This window comes from Pseudomonas piscis (genome assembly GCF_009380155.1).
GTDB lineage: Bacteria > Pseudomonadota > Gammaproteobacteria > Pseudomonadales > Pseudomonadaceae > Aquipseudomonas > Aquipseudomonas piscis.
Genome location: NZ_WHUV01000003.1, coordinates 777,691 through 802,907 on the forward strand (window position 1 = coordinate 777,691; position 25,217 = coordinate 802,907).

Sequence of the window (25,217 nt, forward strand, 5' to 3'; positions counted from 1 at the left end):
TCGTCCGGCGCGCTTCAGCCCAGGGGCAGGTGCCGGCTGAGCAGGGCGCGCAAGGCCGCGGGCTTCACCGGCTTGGCCAGGTAGTCCAAGCCTGCCGCATGCACCTGGGCGACCATCTCCGGGCGGCCATCGGCGCTGATCACCACGCCGGGTACCGGTTCCCCCAATTGGGTGCGCAGCCAGGCCATGACCTCGGTGCCGGTTTCGCCATCGTCCAGGTGGTAGTCCACCAGGGCCAGTTGCGGGCGGATGCCTTCCTTGAGCAGCGCTGCGCACTCCTCGCGGTTGCGGGCGGTCCAGACCTGGCAGCCCCAGCGGGTCAGCAGGCTGTTCATGCCGATCAGGATGCTGTCTTCATTATCCAGGCAGAGCACTTGCCCGCCGTTGAGCGACTGCCCTTTGATCTCCGCAACCTTGCCCGGAGCCACGGTGCCGCTGCGCGCCAGGGGCACGCTGACACTGAATACGCTGCCCTTGCCGGGCCAGGAGCGCACCTGTAGTGGATGTCCCAGCACCCGGCACAGACCGTCGGCGATCGCCAGGCCCAGCCCCAGGCCTTTTTCGGCGCGGGTCTGGTGGCTGTCCAGGCGCTTGAACTCCTCGAAGATCACCTGCTGCTTGTCCTGCGGAATGCCGGGCCCTCGGTCCCAGACTTCCAGGCTCAACGAGTCGCCGCGGCGGCGCACGCCCAGCAGGACCGGACCCTTGGCGTAGCGGAAGGCATTGGTCAGGAAGTTCTGCAGCACCCGGCGCAGCAGCTTGCTGTCGCTGTCGACGCGCAGATGGCTGCCGCGCACCCGGAATTGCAGGCCCTGTTCCTGGGCCAGGACCTTGAACTCCGTGCCCAGGGTGTCGAACAGTTCGTTGAGGGCGAAGGGTTTGCGTTCCGGAGTGATCTTGCCGTTCTCCAGGCGCGAGATGTCCAGCAGGTCGCTGATCAGGTCTTCGGCCGAACGCAGCGAACTGTCCAGGTGCTGCACCAGTTGCTGGGCCTCGGCGGACAGGCCGTCTTCCTGATGGGAGAGGGCGGCGGAAAACAGTCGCGCGGCGTTCAGCGGTTGCATCAAGTCATGGCTGACCGCGGCCAGGAAACGGGTCTTGGACTGGTTGGCCGATTCGGCAGTGCCCTTGGCCTCGATCAGCGCGGCGTTGAGTTGCGACAGCTCATGGGTACGTTCCGCCACCCGTTGTTCCAGGCCTTCGTTGGCTTCGGTCAGGGCCTGTTCGGCCTCGCGAAACGGGGTGATATCGGTGAAGCTCATGACGAAGCCGCCGCCGGGCATGGGGTTGCCGATCAGCTCGATCACCCGGCCATTGGGGAACAATCGCTCGGAAGTGTGGGCGCGGCCCTGGCGCATCCAGTGCAGGCGCCTGGCCACGTGCACTTCCGCTTCGCCGGGGCCGCACAGGCCGCGCTCGGCATTGTGGCGGATGATGTCGGCGATCGGCCGGCCGACGCTGATCAGCCCCTCGGGATAGTTGAACAGTTCCAGGTAGCGCCGGTTCCAGGCCACCAGCTTGAGGGACTGATCCACCACGCTGATGCCCTGGCTGATGTTCTCGATCGCGCCTTGCAGCAGGGCACGGTTGAACTGCAAGACCTCGGAGGCTTCGTCGGCGATGCGCACCACGTCCTCGAGCTGCATGTCCCGGCCTTCGATGGCTGCCTTGACCACCGCCCGGGTCGATGAGGCCCCCAGTACGCCCGCCAGCAGGCGTTCGGTGTGGGCGATCCATTCGCCGTCGGCGTTCTGGTTCGGGTTGAAGCCCTTGCCCTGGCGGTAGGCGAAACGAATGAAGCTCTGGCGGGCGCGTTCTTCGCCGACAAAGCGCGCGGCCAGCTTCAGCAGGTCGTCGATCTGCACCGCCAGCATCGAGCGCGAACTCAGGCGGCCGCTGATTTCCTGGCCGATGAAGCGCCCGGCTTGCCAATGCTCGGAAACCCGGGTGCGCGACAGGACCGAAACCCAGGCGAACAGGGTGAAGTTGCCGGCCATGGACAGCACCACGCCCTGGGTCAGCGGCGTGATCGGCAGGTTCAGCGGGTTGCTGTGCAACCAGGCCAGGCCCGGGAAGCTGTTCAGCGACCAGCCCAGGCTATGGGCCGCCAGCGGCAGTACCAGGGTGTAGAACCAGATGAAGGTGCCGGCGGCCAGGCCGGCGAACACGCCACGGCGGTTGGCCTGTTTCCAGTACAGCGCGCCGACCATGGCTGGCGCCAGCTGGGTCACGGCGGCGAAGGCGATCTGGCCGATGGTGGCCAGGCTCGCGGTGGAGCCCAGCAGGCGGTAGCTGACGTAGGCCAGCAGCAGGATGACGACGATGCTCACCCGGCGTACCGAGAGCATCCAGTGACGGAACACTTCGAACGGACGTTCGGCATTGTTGTGCCGCAGCAGCCAGGGCAGCAGCATGTCGTTGGAGACCATGGTCGACAGCGCCACGCTGGCGACGATCACCATGCCGGTGGCCGCCGAGGCGCCGCCGATGAAGGCCAGCAGGGCCAGGGCCGGATGGGCCTGGGCCAGGGGCAGGCTGATGACGAAGGAGTCCGGCAACACGCTGCTGGGCAAGAGCATCTGCCCGGCCAGGGCAATGGGCACCACGAACAGTGCGGCCAGGGCCAGGTAGGCCGGGAAAACCCATTTGGCCAGGCGCAGGTCCTGGGGCTCGATGTTTTCCACCACGGTGACGTGGAACTGCCGGGGCAGGCAGATGATCGCCATCATCGCCACTCCGGTCTGCACCACCATCGACGGCCAGTTGACGGTTTCTTCCCAATACTGCTCCAGGCGCGGGGCCAGCATGGCCTGGCTGAACAGATCGTCGAAACCGTCGTACAGGCCGTAGGTGACGAACACTCCCACCGCGAGGAAGGCGAACAGCTTGACCAGGGATTCGAAGGCGATCGCCAGCACCATGCCCCGGTGGTGCTCGGTGGCGTCCAGGTTGCGAGTGCCGAAGACGATGGTGAACAGGGCCAGGATCAGCGACACGATCAGCGCCGTGTCCTGGGCGCGGGTGCCCATGGTATCGGCGCCGGCGCCGATCAGCAGGTTGACCCCGAGCACGATGCCTTTGAGTTGCAGGGCGATGTAGGGCAGCACCCCCACCAGGCAGATCAGCGCCACCACCACTGCCAGGGACTGGGATTTACCGTAGCGGGCGGCGATGAAGTCGGCGATGGAGGTGATGTTCTCCTGCTTGCTGATCATCACCATCTTCTGCAGTACCCAGGGGGCGAATACCAGCAGCAGGATCGGTCCCAGGTAGATCGGCAGGAAAGCCCAGAGTTGTTCGGTGGCCTGGCCCACGGCGCCGAAGAAGGTCCAGCTGGTGCAATACACCGCCAGCGACAGGCTGTACACCCAGGCCCGCACGCGCGGCGGAAGGGGCGCACTGCGGCGGTCGCCGTAGAAGGCGATGGCGAACATGATGGCCATATAGGCCAGGGCAACGGCTGCAATCAGCCCGCTGGACAACGACATGGGAACTCCGAAACAGATGCACCGGGCACGTCAGCCCGGCCAGACAGTCTGGCACGATGTCGAGTCGTCGTCAGTGTCGACCAAGGTATCAGCGCGGCCTGATGTCGCAGGGGCGGTTCAGCCTGGCTGGGAGCGGGTTTCGCAAGCCGGACCCAGGGCTATATCGACCAGCTCTTGAAGCTCCTGGGCCTGGAGGGGCGCGGCGGCGAACAGGATGCGGAACACCGTGGGCGCCACGATCAGGTTCAGCAGCCGATCCACGTCCGGCAGTTTGCCTGCGCTGGTTCGATAACGGTCGAGGATGATCTGCAGCTGGCCGCCGAGGATGGTCGCGCAATAACCCGGGGTGGCGCTGCATTGGACGTCGCGCATCATGTTGCGTCCGGGCTCGGAGCTCATTTCATCCAGGTACTGTTCGGCCCAGGCCAGCAGGTCGCCACGCAAACTGCCGGTATTTGCCGGCTCGCTGTCCGGGCGCATGTGGGCCAGGGCAACGTCGGCGAGCAAGGTTGCCAGGTCGCCCCAGCGTCGGTAGATGGTCGAGGGGGTGACGCCGGCGCGAGCGGCGATCTGCGGGACGGTCAGGGTCGAGCGTTCCTGTTCTTCAAGAAGCTCGCGCACTGCCCGGTGGATGGATTCCTGGACCCGGGCGCTGCGGCCGCCTGGGCGTAAACCTTCTTTGATAGCCATGGGGTCGAACCTTAACACAAAGAATTTGCTTTAAGCGCCTGGCAGTCGCACACTCCGCAAAAGCAAAATATTAGCTTTAGTGGAGCGTGCCCTATGCCTGGTGCTATCGACACTCGCGTGTCCAATCGTTGCAGTCTGTTGTTCCTGGCCGTAACCCTGCTCGGTTTCCTGGCTGCGTCCAGCGTGCCGACTCCCTTGTACCACCTGTACCAGCAACGCCTGCATTTTTCTCCGGCGATGCTGACGCTGGTCTTCGGCGTCTATGCCATGAGCCTTTTGGCGGCGTTGCTGACGGTGGGATCGTTGTCGGACTACCTGGGGCGCCGGCCGGTGATTTTTGTCGGCCTGCTGCTCAATATCCTGGCGATGCTGCTGTTCATCAATGAAAGCAGCGTGTACTGGCTGATCGCCGCACGCATGGTCCAGGGTTTCGCTACCGGCATGGCCACCAGTGCCCTGGGGGCCGCGCTGCTGGATACCGATCGCCGGCAGGGCCCCTTGGTCAACAGCATTGCGCCGTTGCTGGGCATGGCCTGCGGAGCCATGGGCGCCAGCGTGCTGGTGGAGTTCGCGCCGCTGCCGTTGCAATTGAGCTATTGGCTGCTCCTGGGCTTGTTCGTGGCGCAGGCCTTGTACCTCTGGCGCCTGCCGGAAAGTGTCAGCGCGCAACCCGGAGCCTGGGCCTCGCTACGCCCGACCCTGCATGTGCCGGTGCAGGCGCGGCGTGCGCTATGGCTGGCGCTACCGGTGGATGTGGCGGTTTGGGCGGTGGGTGGTTTCTATCTATCCCTGGCGCCGTCCCTGGTGCGGGCCGCCACCGGTTCCACCTCGAACCTGATCGGCGGCGGCCTGGTCGCCGTGCTGACGCTCAGCGGTGCGGTGATGATCTACACCCTGCGCGAACGGCGTCCCGCTGGGGTCCTGCGCCTGGGGGCCGGGTTGCTGGCCCTGGGCATGGCGCTGATCCTGGCGGCGGTGCACAGCGCCAGCCTGCCGCTGTTCTTCTTCGGTACCCTGGTGCTGGGCAGCGGTTTCGGTGGCGGTTTCCTCGGTGCTCTGCGCAGTGTGGTGCCCCTGGCCTTGCCCCACGAGCGAGCCGGGCTGCTGTCGGCGTTCTATGTCCTGAGCTACCTGGCGTTCTGCCTGCCGGCATTGCTGGCTGGAGGGCTGGCCCGCAGCTTCGGCCTGGTCGCCACCACCGATGGTTACGGCGCGGTGCTGATCCTTTTGTCCCTGGGTGCCTTGCTGGTTTTGCTGCGCCAGCGTCCGGTGGTGGCTTGTGGCGAACCAGGGTGATGAGCCCGGCATTTCAAGAGCGGCGAAATTGCGCTCGGTAGGCCGAAGGAGAAAGCTGCAACACACCCGTGAAGTGCTGGCGCATCGACAGGGCACTGGTAAAACCCGAAGCCAGGGCGATGGTCTCGATGCCCTGCTGGCTGGTTTCCAGCAGGCGTTGGGCATGGCTCAGGCGTCGTCCGAGTAGCCAGCGGCCGACTGTGGTGCCGGTCAGCTGGCGAAAGTGTCGGGTGAACGAGCGCCGGCTCATGGCCACCCGTGCGGCCAGGTCGTTAAGGGAGTGCTCTTGGGCAAAGTGTTGTTCCAGCCATTGCAGTAGCGGCGCCATGCGATCCCGCTCGCCACCCTTGGGCATGGCGCGTTCGATGAACTGCGCCTGGCCGCCGGAGCGATGCGGGGCGATCACCAGGTGCCGGGCCAGCTTGTGGGTGGTCTGCGCCCCACAGAGCTGTTGCAGCAGGTAGAGACAGCAATCCAGGCCGGCGACAGTGCCGGCGGATGTCAGCAGGTTGCCGGCTTCGGCGTACAGCACATCGGCATCCAGGGCGACCCGGGGATACCTTTGGGCGAAGACCGGCGCCCAGCGCCAGTGGGTCGTGGCCGGGTGGCCGTCCAGCAGGCCGGTCTCCGCCAGGACGAAGGCTCCCAGGCACAACCCCAGCAACCGGGCCCCGCGCCCGTGGGCGTGGCACAGGGCGTCGAGCAATTCCTGTGGCGGTCGCTCGAGGCTATCGCGCCAGGACGGCATGACAATCACATCGGCCTCGCGCAGCTCATCCAGATCATGGTGGGCAGTGATATCGAAGCCGGCCGAAGTGCGCAGCGGCGGCTGTTCAAATGCGCAGACCCGCACCTGGAAGCTCGGCAGCTCGAGTTGCTGATCCTGTTCTGCGAACACCAGCAACGGTACCGAGAGGTGAAACGGGCTGATGCCGTCAAAGGCGATCACCGCAATGCGGATGGGCTTGTGCATGTCGCAGGTGCTCGGAAAAATTGGCCTGATTCTATCGAAGCGTGGCTATTGGGCCACTTCTTTGTCGTATTGCCCTGGCTCAGCATTGGCACTCGTTTCCTGCTCTCGAGGAGGCCGGCATGGCCTGGATCTTTCGCTTCTCGCATTGCCCCGGACTGGGCTTTGCCGCCTGTGTGGAGAGCCGCTCATGAAGGTCATTCGCAGTGTCGACTTTGTCGGCGAGCGCGCATGGGCGGCCCTGGATATCGCCTGCATGAATGGCATCAGTACGCGCCTGCACTGGACCGACCAGCCCTACCGCTGGCACGTCAATGCGGGGGAGGAGGTTTTCGTGGTACTGGATGGCCGGGTGCAGATGCGCTATCGCGACAATGGCCTGGAGCAGGCGGTATTGCTGGAGGTGGGCGATATCTTTCATGCCTGTGTGGGAACCGAGCACGTGGCTCATCCCCAGGGTGTCGCTCGGGTGCTGGTGATCGAATCCGAAGGCAGTGTCTAGGCTCTATATTTATAAAGTAGATAACAGATAGAGAAATTACCCGTTATATAGATATTCGATTAGGTTCTACCATGGGCTCAACCTCTTCCGAGGACAGGAGACTCCATCGTGACATGTAGCCAAAGCGTCAAGGCCGGCCGCCGGCCGTTGAGCCATCTGCAACACCCCCGCGAAGCCATTCGCCAATTCACCCCCAACTGGTTCGCCGCCACCATGGGCACTGGCGTCCTGGCCCTGGCCCTGGCCCAATGGCCTGCCCAGGTCCCTGGGCTGCGCCTGGTGGCGGAGGGCTTCTGGTGGCTGACCATTGCCCTGTTCCTGTTGTTCAGCGCGATGTACACCGCACGCTGGGTGATGTTCTTCGATGAGGCACGGCGGATATTCGGACACTCCACGGTCTCGATGTTCTTCGGCACCATTCCCATGGGGCTGGCGACCATCATCAATGGCTTGTTGCTGTTCGGTCGTGGCCACTGGGGTGATGCGGTGCTGCTGCCGGCCCAAGTGCTCTGGTGGCTGGATGTGGCCATGTCCCTGGCTTGCGGAGTGCTGATCCCTTACATGATGTTCACCCGCCAGGAGCACAGCATCGACCAGATGACCGCAGTCTGGCTGCTGCCCGTGGTGGCGGCCGAGGTGGCTGCGGCCAGCGGCGGGTTGTTGGCTCCGCATCTGGCCGATACCCACGCGCAATTGGTGATGTTGAGCACCAGCTATGTGCTGTGGGCCTTCTCGCTGCCGGTGGCGTTCAGCATCCTGACCATCCTGTTGCTGCGCATGGCCTTGCACAAGCTGCCCCATGAAAGCATGGCCGCCTCCAGCTGGCTGGCCCTGGGCCCGATCGGTACCGGCGCCTTGGGCATGCTGGTGCTGGGTGCGGACGCCCCGGCGATCTTCGCCGCCAATGGCTTGCCGGGCATCGGTGAGATCGCCGCCGGACTGGGGCTGGTGGCTGGCTTGACCCTGTGGGGCTTCGGCCTGTGGTGGATGCTGATGGCAGTGCTGATCACCCGGCGCTACCTGAACGAAGGCATTCCCTTCAACCTCGGCTGGTGGGGTTTCACCTTCCCGTTGGGTGTGTACTCGCTGGCGACCCTCAAGCTGGGCAGCACTTTGCACCTGGGTTTCTTCAATGTGGTGGGGGCGGTGCTGGTGGCGACCCTGGCGGTGATGTGGCTGATCGTCGCCAAGCGCACGCTGCAGGGAGCCTATAAAGGAGAGCTATTTGTCTCGCCATGCATTGCCGGCCTACATAAATAATCGGCAAACACAGGTAAGGTGTGGCCTGGATCGATGTTCGGCATTCCAATAACAGTATCCTCGCCACTCAGGAACACGGAAGATGAGTCACCCCTCGCAGTTCACCTTGCTTCGCAAGCGGCGTTTCCTGCCGTTTTTCATCACCCAGTCCCTCGGCGCCTTCAACGACAACATCTTCAAGCAGTCGTTGATCCTGGCCATCCTCTACAAGCTGAGCATCGAGGGCGACCGCTCGATCTGGGTCAACCTCTGCGCACTGCTGTTCATCCTGCCGTTCTTCCTGTTTTCGGCGCTGGCCGGGCAGTTCGGCGAGAAGTTCGCCAAGGATGCATTGATTCGCCTGATCAAGCTGGGGGAGATCGTGATCATGGTGGTGGGGGCCGTGGGGTTCGCCTTCGATCACCTGTCGTTGATGCTGCTGGCGCTGTTCGCCATGGGGACTCACTCGGCGCTGTTCGGCCCGGTCAAGTATTCGATCCTGCCCCAGGCCCTGCGTGAAGAAGAGCTGGTGGGCGGCAACGGCCTGGTGGAGATGGGGACTTTCCTGGCGATCCTGGCGGGCACCATCGGCGCCGGGATCATGATGTCCTCGGAGCATTACGCGGCGATCGTCTCGGCTGCCATGATCGGCGTCGCGGTGCTGGGTTACCTGGCCAGCCGGGCCATTCCCCGGGCAGCCGCGGCCTCTGCGCAACTGCGCCTTGACTGGAACATCTTCAGCCAGTCCTGGGCGACCTTGCGCCTGGGCTTGGGCCAGACGCCGGCGGTGTCGCGCTCGATCGTCGGCAACTCCTGGTTCTGGTTCGTCGGGGCGATCTACCTGACCCAGATCCCGGCTTATGCCAAGGAGTGGATGCACGGCGACGAGACGGTGGTGACCCTGATCCTCACCGTGTTCTCGGTGGGTATCGCGGTGGGCTCGATGCTTTGCGAGAAACTCTCGGGGCGCAAGGTCGAGATCGGCCTGGTGCCGTTCGGTTCCCTGGGGCTGACGGTGTTCGGCCTGTTGCTGTGGTGGCATTCCGGCGGTATTCCAGAGAGCGCCACCGGCCATGGCTGGCTCGAGGTCCTGGGCTTCGCCCGTGCCTGGTGGGTATTGCTGGATGTCCTGGGCCTGGGGATCTTCGGCGGCTTCTACATCGTGCCGCTGTACGCCCTGATCCAGTCGCGGACTCCGGAGCACGAGCGGGCGCGGGTGATTGCCGCCAACAACATCCTCAATGCGCTGTTCATGGTGGTCTCGGCGCTGGTTTCCATCGTCTTGCTGAGCATGCTCAAGCTGAGCATCCCCCATCTGTTCCTGGTGGTGTCGCTGCTCAACATCGCGGTCAACGTCTACATCTTCAAAGTGGTGCCCGAGTTCAGCATGCGTTTCATGATCTGGCTGCTCAGCCATTCCATGTACCGTGTGGAGCATCGCAATCTGGAGCAGATCCCCGATGAGGGCGCAGCGTTGCTGGTGTGCAACCATGTGTCCTTCGTCGATGCACTGCTGATTGGGGGCGCGGTGCGTCGGCCGATTCGCTTCGTGATGTACTACAAGATCTACAACCTGCCCGTGCTGAACTTCATCTTCCGCACTGCCGGGACTATTCCCATTGCCGGTCGCCATGAGGACCTGGAGATCTACGAAAAGGCCTTCAAGAAGATTGCCGAGTACCTGCGCGATGGTGAGCTGGTGTGCATCTTTCCGGAGGGCAAGCTGACTGCCGATGGCCAGATCAACGAGTTCAAGGGCGGTTTGACGCGGATTCTCGAGGAAACTCCGGTGCCGGTGATTCCCTTGGCCTTGCAGGGGCTGTGGGGGAGCTTCTTCAGTCGCGACCCGAACAAGGGGTTCTTCCATCGTTTCTGGTCGCGGATCACCCTGGTGGCTGGCTCGCCGGTCACGGTGGAGGCGGCGGAACCGGCCCAGTTGCAGGCGGTGGTGGGCGAGCTGCGGGGCACGCGACGCTGAGTGATCGGTGGATAAAACAACGCCCGCGATGTCGCGGGCGTTGTTGTTTGTGTGTGGGGGTTGTCAGGCGGCGCTGACTTTCAGGCCCACCAGGCCAAGGATGATCAAGGCCACGCTGGCCAGGCGCACCAGGGCCATGGACTCGCCGAACAGGATGATGCCGGCGATCACCGTTCCCACCGCGCCGACGCCGGTCCAGATGGCATAGGCGGTGCCCAGCGGCAGCTCCTTCACGGCCAGGCCCAGCAGGCCCAGGCTGATGGCCATGGCGAGGATGGTCAGGGCGGTGGGCAGTGGGCGGCTGAAGCCATCGGTGTACTTCAGGCCAACCGCCCAACCCACTTCGAACAGGCCGGCGAAAAACAGAATGATCCAGGACATGCTGACCTCATTGGTTGATGGGGTCGTCCCCGGAAATACTCACTCGACTCGAGCTGCAGGGTCGTCCCCGCGTTGCGCATTATACTGCGCAAATCAACCAGGGTAGTGGCGGTTTTTCAGGCACTGGCGTTTGGTGCTTGCTCCTTGGCGTCGCCGGGTTCGTCCATGCGGCGCAGGAAGGTCGCGAGCAAGGCGCCGGAAATGTTGTGCCAGACGCTGAACAGGGCGCTGGGCACCGCTGCCAATGGCGAGAAGTGCGCACTGGCCAGGGCGGCTCCGAGACCGGAGTTCTGCATGCCGACTTCCAGCGCCAGGGATTTGCGCTGGGCCAGCGGCAGCTTGAACAGGCGCCCGGTGAAATAGCCCAGCAGGAAACCGAAGCTGTTATGCAGCATCACCACGGCCATGATCAGCAGTCCGGACTCGGCGATCTTCGCCTGGCTGGCGGCCACTACTGCGGCGACGATGATGACGATGCTCACCACCGACACCAGCGGCAGCACCTCCACCGCATGCCGTACCCGCTGGCCCAGCAAGCGCTGGGCCATGACGCCGAGCACGATCGGCAGCAACACCACTTGCAGGATCGACCAGAATAGCTCCATGAAGGACACCGGCAGCCAGGCCGAAGCCAGCAGCCAGATCAAGGCAGGCGTCAGCAATGGCGCGAGCAGGGTGGTCACGGCGGCGATGGCCACCGACAGGGCCAGGTCGCCCCGGGCCAGCCAGGTCATGACGTTGGACGCAGTGCCGCTCGGGCAGCAGCCGACCAGGATCACCCCGACGGCGATCTCGGGTGGCAGCTCGAATACCAGGCAAAGCGCCCAGGCCACTCCGGGCATGATGACGAAATGCGCCACCACCCCCAGGGCCACTCGCCAGGGATGGCGGGCGACTTCGGCGAAGTCCTCGAGCTTCAGGGTCAGGCCCATGCCGAACATCACCACGCCCAACAGCGGCACGATGGCGGCCTTGAGGCCGATGAACCAGGTCGGCTGGAAAAACGCCAGTACCGCGAAGACCAGCACCCAGTAGGCGAAGGTGTTGCCGACGAAGCGACTCAGTGCAGCCAGTGCGCGCATGGCCTGTTCCTCATATATATGAAAACGCCACCGAAGGCGGTGGCGTCTGGTGCGATGGGCTGTCCGGCCAGGGCGTCAGATGCCCTGCGGGATCTCTTCGCCGCCCAGGGCCTCGAACAGCGCCGGGAGGAACTCGCCGAAGGTCAGCATCATCAGGGTGAAGCTGGCATCGAGTTGGCCCAGGGCTTCGTCGCCACCATCTTCCTCGGCCTGGGTTTGCAGCAGGTCTTCGAACTTCAGGCGCTTGACCACCATCTTGTCGTCCAGCACGAAGGAGAGCTTGTCCTGCCAGGCCAGGGACAGTTGGGTGACCACCTTGCCGGTGCTCAGGTGCAGCTGGATTTCCTCGCTGGTCAGGTCCTGGCGCTTGCAGCGCACGATGCCGCCGTCTTCGTGGGTATCGCGCAGTTCGCATTCGTCGAGGACGAAGAAGTCGTCGGCGGCCTGCTGGGTCTTGACCCAGTCGGTCATGATCGCGGTCGGTGCGGTCTTCACCGTCAGCGGCCGGACCGGCAGGGTGCCGAGTACTTCGCGCAGGGTGGAGAGCAAGTCTTCGGCACGCTTGGGGCTGGCCGAGTTCACCAGGATCAGGCCCTGTTTCGGCGCGATGGCGGCGAAGGTCGAAGAACGGCGGATGAAAGCGCGGGGGAGGAAGGCCTGGATGATTTCATCCTTGATCTGGTCGCGCTCCTTCTTGTAGACCTTGCGCATCTGTTCGGCCTCGATCTCCTCGACCTTCTCCTTGACCGCGTCGCGGACCACGCTGCCGGGCAGGATGCGTTCTTCCTTGCGTGCCGCCACCAGCATGAAGTCCTGGCTGACGTGCACCAGAGGAGCATCCTCGCCCTTGCCGAAAGGGGCGACGAAACCGTAAGTGGTCAACTCCTGGCTTGCACAGGGACGCGCCAGTTTGGTCGCCAGTGCAGTTTCCAGCGCCTCAGCATCAACGGGCAGATCTTGGGTCAGGCGATAGATCAACAGGTTTTTGAACCACATGGGGTGAATCTCTCCTTTATACAAAGGAGGGCATTATTCTCTTCGCTGCCGCTCAGGCCAACCCTTCGCTAAGCCTTTGGAAGGGCTGAAAAAATTATTATAAAAAGTGCTTGCCAGAGTGCAGGCTGCTCCGTAGAATGCGCGCCACACCGAACGAGAAGGGTGATTAGCTCAGCCGGGAGAGCATCTGCCTTACAAGCAGAGGGTCGGCGGTTCGATCCCGTCATCACCCACCATTCGTTCAATAGTGTTACGCGCAGCGGTAGTTCAGTCGGTTAGAATACCGGCCTGTCACGCCGGGGGTCGCGGGTTCGAGTCCCGTCCGCTGCGCCATATTAGGTAACCTGGAACACTGAACGCCAGGTCACCACGGAAAGCCCGCTAACGCGGGCTTTTTGCTGTAAGAGGTTTTGCGGGTAGTGCGGCAAACCATGGGGATTCAGATTTTTTTGATAAAAATATCAATTAAATCAACACTTTATGAATTTCTGTGGCATAATGCGCCCCGCAACGAAGGTAAAGGGTGATTAGCTCAGCTGGGAGAGCGTCTGCCTTACAAGCAGAATGTCGGCGGTTCGATCCCGTCATCACCCACCACTTACTTTCAACGCTACGCGCAGCGGTAGTTCAGTCGGTTAGAATACCGGCCTGTCACGCCGGGGGTCGCGGGTTCGAGTCCCGTCCGCTGCGCCATATTCGGTAACCTGGAACACTGAACGCCAGGTCACCACGAAAAGCCCGCTCAATGCGGGCTTTTTGCTGTCTGGGGTTTACCCAGTGCTTGAATGAAAAAAAGCGGCCCTTGGGGCCGCTTTTTTCGTTTGTGCGCCTACTGCTCGGCGTTGCGACTATGGCGGTAGTCGCTGACGGCCTCGTACACCGACTTGCGCAGGCGGTTGATGCCGCCGATGGGACGATGGGCTTCCACGCCGAACCAAGGGTTGAACGATTGGTTGTCGCAGGCGAGGTTCTGCGCCGGAGTGTCGAAATCCTGGGCGGGAATCGTCACTCGCGCCACGGTTTCGAAGGGCGCGTCCGCTTCCTTCCATTCGATACTGGTGTCTTCGATCGGCATGAAACGGTTCGGATCCTGACGCTGGATCTGCAGGACGAAGCATGCAGGGGCGCGGTCCGTGGACAGTTGCTGGACCAGGGCGCTGCGCAGGAAGTTGGGCAGGTCCTGGTTCTGTGCCGGCAAATTGTAGGTTGGGCAGCTACCTGGGTCCGGCATCACCCGGAACTTGGCGTTGGCCTTGCCGAACTTGTACGGCGAGACCGAGAAGTAGGTGGTCTGGGTCGGGCTGGCCGGTGCTGGCGCCAGGGTTGCCAGGGCGATGAACAAATGGCGGACCTGCCAGGTGCGCGGGTCCCAGGCGGGGAAGAAGGCGCCGACTTTCTTGCCGTCGGCCTGGGCCGCGATGTTCTGCTGGTACTCGGCCACGTCGCTGACGAAGAAGTTCGGATGGTTGAACATCACGAAATCCTGTTCCTGGCGCGCTGCCTCCGAAGCCATCAACTGCCTTCCGGGGACCTCATGCAGCTTGAGCGCCATGCCTCGCGCATCGCGAATGCTGTCGAACTGCGGGTAGGCATTGCCATTGGACAGGCGCACCGTGGCCTGCCAGGTTTGCCCCGGGTTGGCGAAGACCCCCTGGCGTAGTTCCGGGGCCAGGTCCTTGAGCACCTGGACTTCGGCCCTCACGCAGCCATGGGCCTTGGCATGGGCGTCGCGCAGGTAGCGAGTACCCTCGCGATGCTGGTCGACGATACGCACGGCGGTCTGGATGATGTCCTGGGTGCGCGCCGCCTCGTCTGCGGGAATCTGTTCCTGTGCGGCGACCGGGCCGCGGTGCTGCCAGGCGAACCAGATACTGGCCAGGGCCCAGCCCGAGAGGCCGAGCACCAACGACAGCAACAGCAGCTTGCCCAGTAGCGCGCCCAGGCGCAGCCAGAGCCGGCCCGGCAGGGAAGGGCGTTTGCTTGCAAGATCGAGTTTCATGGCAGTTGCGACTCCAGCGGTCCGCCCAGCACTTTCAGGTATTCCAGCAGCGCCCAGCGCTCCTCAGGCTGCAATAGCGGGCCTATGACCCCATTGCCCCGCTGGCCAGCGCGGAATTCGTGGCCACTGTTGTGGTTGCCGCTGATTCTGGTATCGAATTCGAAGCCGTTCTTGAACGCTTCCGGGCGATAGCCCAGGTGCTTGGGGTCGTACTCGAAGGTCCCGCGGTAGAAGGTCGTTGCGCGTTCCGACTGGGGTGACAGGAGTTGATAGAGGTTGGGCACCGAACCGTTGTGCAGGTAGGGCGGTGTCGCCCAGACCCCGGCCAGCGGACGGGCCTTGTAGGCACGCAGTTCGCGTACACCGATCGGCAGGCCGTAGCCATCCAGCCTTGGGCGTTCTTCGGGCGTGACCTGGGCATCGCGATAGGCGCGCTCTTCGACGAAAGCAGTGATGTACGCCAGGCCCTTGGCGGCCGACATCTGCCGCAGGTCCAGGGGCTCGGTGGGGGCCGGATGCAGCTCGACGTTTGATTTGGCCAGCTCGGCGGTGTCCCATTGCAGGGCGCTCAGGTCATAACGCAGGTCGGCGATGTTGCTGGCCGAGTTGGGGTCGGTGCCGATCACCGAGACCGGCAGCATCTTCAACTGTTGCACCGGCCGGCCGTCGTTCTCGCTGACTGCGGGCACATGGCAGCCGGCGCAGTGGCTGGCGAACAGGGTACGGCCCTTGGCGGCCAGGGGTTTGTCGATATTGCCCAGCAAGGCTTCCGGCCACACAGGTGGCTTGAGGCGTTGCAGGGTTTCCTCGATCTGGTTGAGATCGCGCACGCGCACGCTGGAGGGGTAGCGCGCCTCACCGGTCAATGGCTGGCCGTTGGCATCGAACAGATTCAGGGTCGCGCCCACGCCCAGGGCTTCGCCGATGTTACGGGCCATGGGTTGCTGCGCCGAACCGTTCCATTGCACCCAGTCGAAGGTCCAGATATCCCAGAGTTGTGGATAGTCCACCGGAGCGTTGGCGATCCGGTAGTTGGTCGGGGAGATTGCATCACCGAAGCTGGCGTTGGCGATACGACCGAACGCGTCCGTGCGGCCAGGGCCTTCCTCGGTGGGGTAGAGGCCGCGATGGGTGTCGTTCCAGGCCGTGCGCAGGAAGGTGTCCAGCGATACCTTGAAGTCCTTGCGCAACTGTTCGTGCCGCTGCTCGTAGTCCGGCCCCAGCACCTTGCGGGCGAAGCGTTCGAATTTCCACGGGTTGTAGTAGGTCAGCGCCAGGCTGGCCACCAGGGCCTGGCCGAAACTGCCGCCGCGCAGGGTCGGCACGCTCGATGGCAGCACATGCTGGGCCGGGCCGCCGTCGATCCGCAGGGCCTGGTGATTGAAGCGCAGCTCGCCGGTGTGGCAGGCCGAGCAGGTAATGTCCAGGTATTGTTCCAGGCTGCCCGGGTTCTGGTGGCGGGCGAACCCTACTGGCAGGTTGCCGGGGTTTTGTGCCGTGGCTTTTTGCCCGGGCTCCACCAGGAAGCCGAAGCGTGCCAGGTATTCGGGAGTGGCGAAGGACTGCTCGGAAAAGGGCAGTTCCAGGGCGACGAACCAGTCATAGCGCAGGCCCTTGACCTGGGTGCCCTGGGGCGTGAAGTAATACGCCTGGCGATCCTTTGCATCCCATTGGTCCAGGTAGTGCACTTTTTCGGCAGGTACATAGTCGGGAAGCTTCGGATTGGCGGTGTAGTAGGCGACCACGGCCAGGGCGATGCCGATCAGCACGGCAATCAACAGCAATACACGGTAGATGAGGCGCAAGATGTACTTCCTTGTCGAATTTCGCTTCCTTATGCCTGAGCGCATCTGACGCGGCAAGTAGCCATTACTTGCGCTATGGTTATTCGCGCTCTTTCACACGCCTCGCGATGTATCCGGACGGGGCATATCCCACACCACGAAATGCGTTTGAAGACGTGAACTTATCAGCGGTTTACTGCTCTTATGCCGGTAGCCATTGGTCGTGGCCGCCTGATAAGCTCGCGGCTTTATTCGATTGCCCTTTAGGCGCATGAACAAGGAAATAGCATGAAACAGCATCGGTTGGCGGCGGCGGTGGCCCTGGTTAGCCTGGTACTCGCCGGTTGTGACTCGCAGACCAGCGTAGAGCTGAAAACCCCAGCTCAGAAAGCTTCCTACGGCATCGGCCTGAACATGGGCAAGAGCTTGGCCCAGGAAGGCATGGATGACCTGGATTCCAAAGCCGTGGCCCTGGGCATCGAAGATGCCGTCGGCAAGAAAGAACAGAAGCTCAAAGACGAAGAACTGATCGAGGCCTTTGCCGCACTGCAAAAGCGTGCTGAAGAGCGCATGGCCAAGATGAGTGAAGAGTCGGCCGCCGCCGGCAAGAAATTCCTCGAAGAGAACGGCAAGAAGACTGGTGTGACCACCACTGCTTCCGGCCTGCAGTACGAAGTCCTGAAGAAGGCCGATGGTCCGCAGCCCAAGCCGACTGACGTGGTGACCGTGCATTACACCGGCACCTTGACCAACGGCACCGTGTTCGACAGCTCGGTTGAGCGTGGCAGCCCGATCGATCTGCCAGTCAGCGGCGTTATCCCGGGTTGGGTCGAAGGCCTGCAACTGATGCACGTCGGCGAGAAGTACAAGCTGTACATTCCTAGCGACCTGGCCTATGGCGCCCAGAGCCCAAGCCCGGCGATCCCGGCCAATTCGGTGCTGGTGTTCGAGCTGGAACTGCTGGGTATCAAGGATCCGGCCAAGCAAGACAAGCCGGACGCAGCCAAGTAATCTGCTGCAACGTCTGCAACAACGCCCCGTTCTTACGGGGCGTTGTCGTTTCTACAGGCTGGTAATGGTAAAAAATCCGAACTGGCGGCATTGTCGACAGTCAGAACAGAGGAGCGCCAGTAGCTAGTCGCTGGAGCCTGCCAAGTCAATGAAATTATGGGTTTTTTTATGTGAGTAAAAAACGCCCGATCTGAGCTCAGCCCTTGTGAAACGGGGCTTTCAGCGCTGAAAAGGAGCTCTGTTCACAAGGTTATCCACAATTTGTGTGGATAACATTTCAGTGGGAGTGAAGATGAAAGCACCCTGGAATTTTGCCCGCTTCCTGCCCCTGGCCGCTCGGCTCCTGAGTCGTGGCCGCTTGCCGACGCTGCTGTTCGCCGTGGCGAGCAAGGGCGTTTTCCAGGGCGAGCGCCTGGGCAAGGTCAAGGAAGACCTGCGTCTGTTGCAGGCGTTGTGCCTGGCCTACTGGCGGGGCGAGTACCGAGCGATCAGTCCCAAGGCGCTGCTGTCGGTGGTCGCCGGCCTGATGTACTTTCTCAGCCCGCTGGATGCGATTCCCGATTTCCTGCCGGTGTTCGGCATGCTCGATGACATCGCCGTGCTGGCTTGGCTGATGAAGACCCTGGGCGATGAGCTGGATGCCTTTCGCGCCTGGCGCAATCGCCAGGCCCCGGAAAAGCTGGCGGTAGTGGAACGGCTGCCCGACACCCCCGAACAATTGCGCCTGGAGGGGGCGGGGAGAGCCTCCGGTAACGGCCCCGTTACCTGACGACAATCATGCTCTGCGCGACCGCCATCGCTGTTAGGATTACACTTCTAAGGAAAATTCCGACTCGTTAAGTGTCGTAGTCCTACGGGGTGGTGATGGATATCCAGATTATTGAACGCGATGGCGAACCCGAATATGCGGTTCTGCCGTGGGCTCAGTATCAAGCGTTGTTGAAAGCCGCAGGTCTCACCGAAAACGCACCGCAAGCCGCTGCAGTCTCTCAGGCGGCGACACCGGCCCAGAGTCTTCCGGGCCTGGATCAATTACGCAATCTACGCGAAGGGAAGGGCATCGCCATCGAGGCGCTGGCCCGCAAAGTAGGCATCAGCCCGTCTTACCTGGCCTTGATTGAAAGTGGCGAGCGTCAACCTGACGCTGCTATTCGCCGCAGCCTGGCTTGGGAACTGACGGTGCCGGGGTGGAGGGAGCAATCGTGAGTGTAAGGATCAGTCGTCAGCACTGGGATGGGCTGTTGGGTGAGCTGGATCAAGCCCGACGACAACGTCATCTCTTAACCTACCGTGCATTGCTGGAGCGCTTGCAGTTGCCCAGCCCGGCGATGCAGACCCTGACGGCCGCGCTGGAGCACCTGGCCGCCCTGGATGCACGAGCCGAGCAGCCGCTGCGCAGTTCCCTGGTCATCAGCCAGGGGGCCAGCCGCCTGCCGCGTACCGGATTCTTCGAGTGCGTGGAGCGCCTGGGGCGTTTTTCCGGACCTTCCGATGGTGTTGCCGCAGCGTCCTGGCATGCCTCGGAAGTGGTGCGAGTGTTCGAGTACGAATATCCCGAATCAGCGGAGGCTTGAATGTTCTGGCGATTCAAGGCGCGGGCCGGCTATTGGCTGGCGCGCCGGTTGTTTCACTGGCCCTGGTTCATCCGCCAGCCCCGTAGCTGGCGCTGGATGGAGGGGCAGTATGCGCGCATGGCCAACCTGGGCAATGTGGGCGCGCAGAGCTTCTATGGCCATATCCTGCTTTTCCGTGGCCAGGGGCTCGGGGCACGGGAGGAGGGGATCCGCCTGTTGCGCCTGGCTGCGTTGGCCGGCGATGCCAAGGCTGCCTACCAGCTTGGGGTGATCAGCCTGGCCGGCTCGGCCAGCAAGGCACCCGATGCTGTCGAAGCGGCTCGCTGGTGGAAACTTTCGGCCCAGGCCGGACATCCCCTGGCCAGCCTCAAGCTGGAGCAGCTAGGTCCGCAGCACTGAGGTTTTCGTTGCGCTGGCGGGCCAGGGCTTCCAGGCTGTCGATCACGTGCACGCTGTAGCCTTGGACGTTCTTGGCATGGTGCTTGGCCTGGGAGGCCAGCTCCGCCAGTTGGCTGGAGTCCAGTTGCCCACAGGCCTGTGGATACAGGTGCACCACGCCGATGGACAGTGACAGCAAGGGGAATTCCTGGCGAATTCCCTGGCGGTTGGGCGCCACGAAACAACCGGCTTCCAGGTGTTCGCTGCGATAGAAGCGCCGGCACTGGCTATGAAAGTCGTCCAGCAACTGGTTCAGCCGCTTGCGCCAGTCTTCCGGTCCCAGCACCAGCAGGAAATCATCCCCGCCGATATGCCCGACGAAGTCGCGGCTCGGGTCTACCCGGTCATTCAGGCATTGTGCCAGGCACAGCAGCACCTCATCGCCGCGGCCGTAGCCGTAGATGTCGTTGAAGGGCTTGAAACTGTCGATATCCACATAGCAGATCACCGATTCGCGCCCCTGCTGGAGCAAGCGGGTCAGGCACTGCTGGATGGGGACGTTGCCCGGCAGCAGCGTCAGGGGGTTGGCGTAGCGAGCCTGCTGGATCTTCAGCTCAGTGATCAGCTTGAGCACATCGATCACCCGCCCCAGCCCCAGGTAATGGCCATTGAGGGTGATGATGAAATCTTCCTCGATACGTTGCCTGGCGCGGCTGGTGATCAGTCGGCTGACCTGTTGCAGCGACTGGGTCAGCTCGACGGCCAGGAAGTCATCGTTCATCAGCCGGCTGATGGGCTTGCGGGCGAACAGGTCGGTAGCGAATGGCTTGAGCAGGGCATCGGAAAGCGAATGTCGGTGGACGATTCCGCAGGGCTGGCCCTGCTCATCAAGAACCGCCAGGGAATTGAGATTGGCCTGGCGGCGAAAGGCCTCCAGCACGTTGGCTGTGGGCGTGTTGCGTGCCACCGCCGGCTGGTCGTTGAGCAGGGCGCTGAGGTCGCTGCCTTCGTCATTCAAGGCCACGCTGGTGTTGTCGTGCTTGGGCATCATTGCCCAGGCATCCTGGGACGGTTGTTCCTGGGGTCGGCACAGCAGATAACCCTGGACCAGGTCGACGCCCATCTCGGTGAGCACCGCCAGTTCCTCGGCCAGCTCGATGCCTTCGGCGATCACCTTGGCCCGGGAGGCCTTGGCGATCTGCAGGATCGATCCGACGAACTCACGCTTGAGCGCATCCTGGTGGATACCGTCGATGAAATGGCGATCGATCTTCACGTAGTCCGGTCGCAGCTCCGACCACAAGCGCAGGCTGGAATATCCGGCCCCCAGGTCATCCAGGGCGATGGAGAAACCCATGTCGCGATAGTGGTGCAGGGCATTCTGCAGCAGTTGGAAGTCGTCGATGGGAGTCTGTTCGGTAAGTTCGATCACCACCTGGCTGGGTGGGATGCCGAAGTCTTGCAGCAATTGCAGGGTGCGCCCGGGTTGGTGGGCGGCTTCCAGCAGGGACTCGGGGGAAACGTTGAGGAACAGCTTGCCAGGCAGCAACTGCTCGCTGAAACGCCGGCAAGCGCTATGGCGGCAGGCGATCTCCAGTTCGCTCAGGCGGCCGGCCTGGCGGGCGACGGCGAACAGGGCGACTGGGGAATGCAGCGGGCTGTTGGAGGGGCCGCGGCTCAAGGCTTCATAGCCGAGGATGCGGCGCTCCGAGAGGGAAATGATTGGTTGGAACAGGCTGTGCAAACCGCTTTGAGCCAGGATTGAACTCAATGCACTGAGCTGTTCGGTCGTGGTCATGGCGATCTCTGTCGATAAAAAAAGGACCGGGTGCGCATGGCCCCCAGTCCTTTATTTCACGACAGAATGATGACTATTTGATGACGCTCCGAGGAGCGCTCGAATTAAATTGCCATCATCCTCAGTGCTTGGCCACCGAAGTGTTGAGCTTCAGGTAATCCAGCAGGATGCGCCCGGTTTCGCTCAGGTAGGCGTCGTCTTCCGGCTTGGTCTTGTCCGGTTCGGCGGCGGCCAGTGCGTCCTCATCCTCTTTCTTCAGCTCCTTGAGCGGCTCTTCGCCCTTGGCCTTGCGACGGATGTTTTCCAGGGCCAGTTGCTTGGCTTCGATATCGGCATGCTGCGCCCGGCGATCGGCTTCGTTGAGGCTCACGGTTTTTTCCGCCATCAGCTTCTGCGCCAGCGCCAGCTTGTCGCGGATGAACACGAATTCCGGATCTTTCGCCGAGCGGCTTTCGTGTTCGGCCTTGAGCTGGGCCAGGAACGGCTTGAACGGATCCATCGCCGGCTTGATGGCCGGGCGGATGGTGTCCCAAGGCATGGCTTCGGGCAGCGCGCTTTCACCGATCTCCTTGGTATCGATGATCGATGGGTAGCCGATATCCGGCAGCACGCCCTGGTGCTGGGTGCTCTGCCCGGAAACCCGGTAGAACTTGGCCAGGGTCAGCTTCAGCTCGCCATGGTTGAGCGGCTGGATGGTCTGGACCGTACCTTTGCCGAAGGTCTGGCCGCCGATGATCAACGCGCGATGGTAGTCCTGCATGGCGCCGGCGAAGATCTCCGAGGCCGAGGCCGAAAGGCGGTTGACCAGCAGGGCCATCGGGCCCTTGTAGAAGGCACCGGGGTTCTCGTCTTCCAGCACATCCACTCGGCCATCGGCGTTACGCACCAGCACGGTAGGGCCCTTGTCGATGAACAGGCTGGTCAGCTCGGTGGCTTCCTGCAGGGAACCACCGCCGTTGTTGCGCAAGTCGATGACCACGCCGTCGACCTTCTCTTTCTGCAGTTCGGTCAGCAGCTTCTTCACGTCACGGGTGGTGCTCTTGTAGTCCGGGTCACCCGCGCGGAACGCCTTGAAGTCCAGGTAGAAGGCCGGGATCTCGATTACCCCGAGCTTGTAGTCCTTGCCGTCCTGCTTGAGGTTGAGGACCGACTTCTTCACTGCCTGGTCTTCGAGCTTCACCGCTTCCCGGGTGATAGGCACGATCTTGCTGGTCTGGTCGTTCGGCGCATTGCTGGCCGGGATCACTTCCAGGCGCACCAGGGTGCCCTTGGGGCCGCGGATCAGCTTGACCACTTCGTCCAGGCGCCAGCCCACCACGTCGACCATTTCCTTGTCGCCCTGGGCGACGCCGATGATCTTGTCCGCCGGGGCGACCTGCTTGGTCTTGTCCGCCGGACCTGCCGGTACCAGACGCACGACCTTGACCTGGTCGTTGTCGCTTTGCAGCACCGCACCGATGCCTTCCAGCGACAGACTCATGTTGATGTCGAAGTTCTCCGCGTTATCCGGCGACAGATAGTTGGTATGCGGGTCGTAGGACATGGCGAAGGTATTGATGTAGGCCTGGAAGATATCCTCGGCCCGGGTCTGGTCCAGGCGCGCCAACTGGTTCTTGTAGCGCTTGGTCAGGGTTTCCTGGATCTGCTTGGGTTCCTTGCCGGCGATCTTCATCCGCAGCACTTCGTCCTTGACGCGCTTGCGCCACAGGTCGTCGAGTTCGGCGGTGGTCTTGAGCCATGGAGCTTCCTTGCGATCGATCAGCAAGGTTTCCTTGGTGGTGAAGTCGATCTTGTCGACACCCTTGGCCAGTTCCGCCAGGGCGAAGTCGAGTCGGGATTTGACCCGGTCCAGGTAGCGCTTGTAGATGGTGAAGCCTGCGTTCAGGTCACCGCTCTTGAGGAAGTCGTCGAACTGGGTTTTCCACCTGTCGAACTCTGCGATGTCGCTGGCCAGGAAGTAGCTGCGCGATGGGTCCAGCAGCTTCAGGTAGCTGTCGTAGATGATGACCGAGCGTGCGTCGTCCAAAGGTGGCTTGCTGTAGTGATGACGCTTGAGCAGTTCAACAACATTGAGGCTGGCAATTACCTCATCGCGATCAGGCTGAAGCTTGTCCCAGCTATTGGCTGCGAGCGTAGTGGTCGACATCGGCAGTAGGCCGAAACCAATGAAAAGAGCGAGGGCGGTGCTGGGGAACAGATGCTTCATGCTGATTCGACGCGGGGGCAATTGATAACGCATATTAGGCCGTCTTAGAAGTCGCCGGTTCCATCAGGGCCGGTCGCATAATGCAAAAAGCCCGGTGCTATAACCTCCGGGCTCAGTCCAGACTCACTATGGAGGCACTGTGAAAGCATTGCAAGGCGTTGAAGGTCATGTGGAGTGGGTTGAAGAGCCAAGCCCGACTTGCGATGCGGGCCAGGTTCGTATTCGCGTGGCCGCCGCCGGCCTGAATCGGGCCGATCTGCTGCAGCGCGCGGGGCTCTATCCACCGCCGGCCGGGGCCAGCCAGGTGCTGGGGTTGGAATGCTCCGGGGTGATCAGTGAAGTCGGCCCGGGTTCGTCCTGGAAAATCGGTGATCGGGTCTGTGCGCTGCTGGCCGGTGGCGGCATGGCCGAGGAAGTGGTGGTCGATGCACGCCATGTGCTGCCGGTGCCCGAGGGATTGTCGCTGGTCGAGGCCGCGGCGTTGCCGGAAGTCTATGCCACGGCCTGGCTGAACCTGTTCCAGCTGGCGGCGCTCAAGCCCGGGGAAAAGGTGCTGCTGCACGCCGGGGCCAGTGGGGTCGGCTCGGCGGCGATCCAGCTGTGCAAGGCCTTCGGCAGTCCGTGCTGGGTCAGTGTCGGCTCCGCCGAGCGCCTGGCCTACTGCGAAAAACTGGGGGCCCAGGGGGGCGTGATACGCACCGATGGCCTGGATGCACTGCGGGATTTCGCCCCCTTCGATGTGGTCCTGGACCCGGTGGGAGCTGGCTACGCGGCCGATAATCTCAAGCTGCTGGCCCTCGATGGGCGTTGGGTGCTGATCGGCCTGATGGGCGGGCGCGAGGCGCAACTGGACCTGGCCAAGGTGCTGGCCAAGCGGATCCAGCTGCTGGGTTCGACCCTGCGCAGCCGCAGCGATCAGTTCAAGGCCGACTTGCTGAGCGATCTGGGCCAGAACGTCTGGCCGCTGTTCGGCGATGGGCGCCTGAGCCCCCAGTTGGCCAGGACGTTCCCGATCGAGGATGCCGAAGCCGCATTCGGCGAACTGGCCACCAATCAGGTATCGGGCAAGCTGGTCCTGGTGATCGACTCCGCATTGGCATGACCATCTGCGGGAGCTGGCCCACGGCCGGTTCCCGCAGGCATTGCGGTCATTTCCAGTGGTGGATCGGCCAGCCGGCCTGCTGCGCATGCTCGCGCAGTACCGGATCCGGGTTGACCACCTGGGGATGATCCACTCGCAGCAGCAACGGCAGGTCGTTGCGCGAGTCGGAATAGAAGGTCGCGCCCTTAAGGCTTTCCTGCTCGGTTTCCAGCCATTGCAGCAACCGGGTGATCTTGCCCTCGCGGTAGGTCAGGGTGCCCAGGGTATTGCCGGTATAGACGCCGTTGAGCACTTCCAGCTCGATCCCCAGTACTTCATCGATGCCCAGGCGCTGGGCGATCGGCTGCACCAGGTGGGTGCCCGAGGCCGAGATCACCAGGATCCGGTCGCCGGCCTGGCGATGGGCGGCCAGGGTCTTGCAGGCATCGCTGAAGATGATCGGCTCGATCACGTCCTCGACCCAGGGCTCCACCAGGTGGGCCACATCCACCGGGCTGCGCCCGGCCATGGGCTCGAGGCTGAACGCCATGAATTCCTCCATGGCCAGCTTGCCATGGCTGTAGGCGTCCATCAGCTCGTTGTTGCGGCGCATGAACGACTCGCTGTCGACCCAACCCAGGCGCCCCATCTGCTCGCTCCAGAGGGTGGCGCAGTCGCCGTGGATCAGGGTTTCGTCCAGATCAAAAATTGCCAGGGCCATCAGTGCAGTTCTCTCCGAGAACAGCTTCAAGCTATAAGCTTCA

The 25,217-nt window shown here is 62.8% G+C and carries 21 protein-coding genes and 4 tRNA genes; 14 read left to right on the forward strand and 11 right to left on the reverse strand.

From position 1 onward, the window contains the following. Nucleotides 1-14: 14 nt before the first annotated feature. Together GDH07_RS20605 and GDH07_RS20610 are read right to left on the reverse strand one after the other, a co-directional pair. Nucleotides 15-3,488, reverse strand: a complete 3,474-nt coding sequence (locus GDH07_RS20605) for a hybrid sensor histidine kinase/response regulator (RefSeq protein WP_103326537.1) — start codon at nt 3,486-3,488, stop codon at nt 15-17. A 117-nt stretch (nt 3,489-3,605) separates the two neighbouring features. After that, nucleotides 3,606-4,178, reverse strand: a complete 573-nt coding sequence (locus GDH07_RS20610) for a TetR/AcrR family transcriptional regulator (RefSeq protein WP_022640205.1) — start codon at nt 4,176-4,178, stop codon at nt 3,606-3,608. A 93-nt stretch (nt 4,179-4,271) separates the two neighbouring features. On the opposite strand from GDH07_RS20610, the gene GDH07_RS20615 reads away from it, so the two are divergent. Then, nucleotides 4,272-5,474 (forward strand): MFS transporter, encoded by a 1,203-nt coding sequence (locus GDH07_RS20615; RefSeq protein WP_152898727.1) that lies wholly within the window; start codon nt 4,272-4,274, stop codon nt 5,472-5,474. A 13-nt stretch (nt 5,475-5,487) separates the two neighbouring features. Here the strand turns inward: GDH07_RS20615 and GDH07_RS20620 are convergent, their stop codons facing one another. Further along, the gene (locus GDH07_RS20620) at nt 5,488-6,447 is read right to left on the reverse strand and encodes a GlxA family transcriptional regulator (protein WP_152898729.1); all 960 of its coding nucleotides are present in this window, start codon (nt 6,445-6,447) and stop codon (nt 5,488-5,490) included. A gap of 187 nt (nt 6,448-6,634) precedes the next feature. Between GDH07_RS20620 and GDH07_RS20625 the strand changes: the two genes are divergently transcribed. From GDH07_RS20625 to GDH07_RS20635, 3 genes are all read left to right on the forward strand, one after another. After that, a complete protein-coding gene (locus GDH07_RS20625; RefSeq protein WP_022640202.1) occupies nt 6,635-6,946 on the forward strand; it encodes a cupin domain-containing protein in 312 nt (103 codons plus the stop codon). Nucleotides 6,947-7,054: 108 nt separating this feature from the next. Then, nucleotides 7,055-8,206, forward strand: a complete 1,152-nt coding sequence (locus GDH07_RS20630; protein WP_343038300.1) for a TDT family transporter — start codon at nt 7,055-7,057, stop codon at nt 8,204-8,206. 82 nt (nt 8,207-8,288) lie between these two features. Next, nucleotides 8,289-10,163, forward strand: coding sequence for an MFS transporter (locus tag GDH07_RS20635; RefSeq protein ID WP_152898731.1), 1,875 nt, complete (start codon nt 8,289-8,291; stop codon nt 10,161-10,163). Between the two features lie 63 nt (nt 10,164-10,226). On the opposite strand, the gene sugE is transcribed toward GDH07_RS20635, so the two are convergent. From sugE to rdgC, 3 genes are all read right to left on the reverse strand, one after another. Beyond that, nucleotides 10,227-10,544, reverse strand: a complete 318-nt coding sequence (gene sugE, locus GDH07_RS20640) for a quaternary ammonium compound efflux SMR transporter SugE (protein WP_152898733.1) — start codon at nt 10,542-10,544, stop codon at nt 10,227-10,229. Between the two features lie 116 nt (nt 10,545-10,660). Further along, nucleotides 10,661-11,626: a bile acid:sodium symporter family protein gene (locus tag GDH07_RS20645; protein WP_152898735.1), complete on the reverse strand. Its 966-nt coding sequence runs from the start codon at nt 11,624-11,626 to the stop codon at nt 10,661-10,663. A gap of 75 nt (nt 11,627-11,701) precedes the next feature. Continuing rightward, on the reverse strand, nt 11,702-12,622 hold the full coding sequence (gene rdgC / locus GDH07_RS20650) for a recombination-associated protein RdgC (RefSeq protein WP_022640197.1): 921 nt from the start codon (nt 12,620-12,622) through the stop codon (nt 11,702-11,704). Nucleotides 12,623-12,782: 160 nt separating this feature from the next. On the opposite strand from rdgC, the gene GDH07_RS20655 reads away from it, so the two are divergent. The 4 genes from GDH07_RS20655 to GDH07_RS20670 all read left to right on the forward strand — a co-directional run bounded on the left by GDH07_RS20655 (nt 12,783) and on the right by GDH07_RS20670 (nt 13,315). Further along, nucleotides 12,783-12,858: transfer RNA gene (locus GDH07_RS20655), tRNA-Val, on the forward strand. A gap of 20 nt (nt 12,859-12,878) precedes the next feature. Then, nucleotides 12,879-12,955 (forward strand) — tRNA-Asp (locus tag GDH07_RS20660). 188 nt (nt 12,956-13,143) lie between these two features. Beyond that, nucleotides 13,144-13,219: transfer RNA gene (locus GDH07_RS20665), tRNA-Val, on the forward strand. A gap of 19 nt (nt 13,220-13,238) precedes the next feature. Next, nucleotides 13,239-13,315: transfer RNA gene (locus GDH07_RS20670), tRNA-Asp, on the forward strand. 136 nt (nt 13,316-13,451) lie between these two features. Here GDH07_RS20670 and GDH07_RS20675 read toward each other — a convergent pair. Together GDH07_RS20675 and GDH07_RS20680 are read right to left on the reverse strand one after the other, a co-directional pair. Continuing rightward, complete coding sequence (locus GDH07_RS20675) at nt 13,452-14,621, reverse strand: catalase family protein (protein WP_152898736.1); 1,170 nt, start codon at nt 14,619-14,621, stop codon at nt 13,452-13,454. Next, nucleotides 14,618-16,426 carry a di-heme-cytochrome C peroxidase gene (locus tag GDH07_RS20680; protein WP_178124092.1) on the reverse strand — a complete coding sequence of 603 codons (1,809 nt, stop codon included), beginning with the start codon at nt 16,424-16,426 and terminating at the stop codon, nt 14,618-14,620. Before GDH07_RS20680 ends, GDH07_RS20675 begins: the two co-directional genes overlap by 4 nt. 267 nt (nt 16,427-16,693) lie before the next feature. Between GDH07_RS20680 and bamJ the strand changes: the two genes are divergently transcribed. The 5 genes from bamJ to GDH07_RS20705 all read left to right on the forward strand — a co-directional run bounded on the left by bamJ (nt 16,694) and on the right by GDH07_RS20705 (nt 19,389). Beyond that, complete coding sequence (bamJ, locus tag GDH07_RS20685; protein ID WP_053133296.1) at nt 16,694-17,416, forward strand: BamJ family beta-barrel-assembly machinery protein; 723 nt, start codon at nt 16,694-16,696, stop codon at nt 17,414-17,416. A 292-nt stretch (nt 17,417-17,708) separates the two neighbouring features. Then, nucleotides 17,709-18,185, forward strand: a complete 477-nt coding sequence (locus GDH07_RS20690) for a YkvA family protein (protein ID WP_152898739.1) — start codon at nt 17,709-17,711, stop codon at nt 18,183-18,185. Between the two features lie 95 nt (nt 18,186-18,280). After that, complete coding sequence (locus GDH07_RS20695) at nt 18,281-18,622, forward strand: helix-turn-helix domain-containing protein (protein ID WP_031320291.1); 342 nt, start codon at nt 18,281-18,283, stop codon at nt 18,620-18,622. After that, nucleotides 18,619-18,990 (forward strand): hypothetical protein, encoded by a 372-nt coding sequence (locus GDH07_RS20700; protein WP_003179080.1) that lies wholly within the window; start codon nt 18,619-18,621, stop codon nt 18,988-18,990. Before GDH07_RS20695 ends, GDH07_RS20700 begins: the two co-directional genes overlap by 4 nt. Next, entirely contained in the window at nt 18,991-19,389 is a 399-nt protein-coding gene (locus tag GDH07_RS20705; protein ID WP_152898741.1) for an SEL1-like repeat protein, read from the forward strand. It begins immediately after the preceding gene. On the opposite strand, the gene GDH07_RS20710 is transcribed toward GDH07_RS20705, so the two are convergent. Further along, nucleotides 19,358-21,166, reverse strand: a complete 1,809-nt coding sequence (locus GDH07_RS20710; RefSeq protein ID WP_022640191.1) for a bifunctional diguanylate cyclase/phosphodiesterase — start codon at nt 21,164-21,166, stop codon at nt 19,358-19,360. The genes GDH07_RS20705 and GDH07_RS20710 overlap by 32 nt on opposite strands. A 121-nt stretch (nt 21,167-21,287) precedes the next feature. Further along, nucleotides 21,288-23,372, reverse strand: coding sequence for a carboxy terminal-processing peptidase (locus GDH07_RS20715; protein WP_164485038.1), 2,085 nt, complete (start codon nt 23,370-23,372; stop codon nt 21,288-21,290). A 139-nt stretch (nt 23,373-23,511) separates the two neighbouring features. On the opposite strand from GDH07_RS20715, the gene GDH07_RS20720 reads away from it, so the two are divergent. After that, nucleotides 23,512-24,474: a zinc-binding dehydrogenase gene (locus GDH07_RS20720; protein ID WP_343038301.1), complete on the forward strand. Its 963-nt coding sequence runs from the start codon at nt 23,512-23,514 to the stop codon at nt 24,472-24,474. Between the two features lie 46 nt (nt 24,475-24,520). Here the strand turns inward: GDH07_RS20720 and GDH07_RS20725 are convergent, their stop codons facing one another. Continuing rightward, nucleotides 24,521-25,174, reverse strand: a complete 654-nt coding sequence (locus tag GDH07_RS20725; protein ID WP_152898742.1) for an HAD family hydrolase — start codon at nt 25,172-25,174, stop codon at nt 24,521-24,523. Nucleotides 25,175-25,217: the final 43 nt, after the last annotated feature.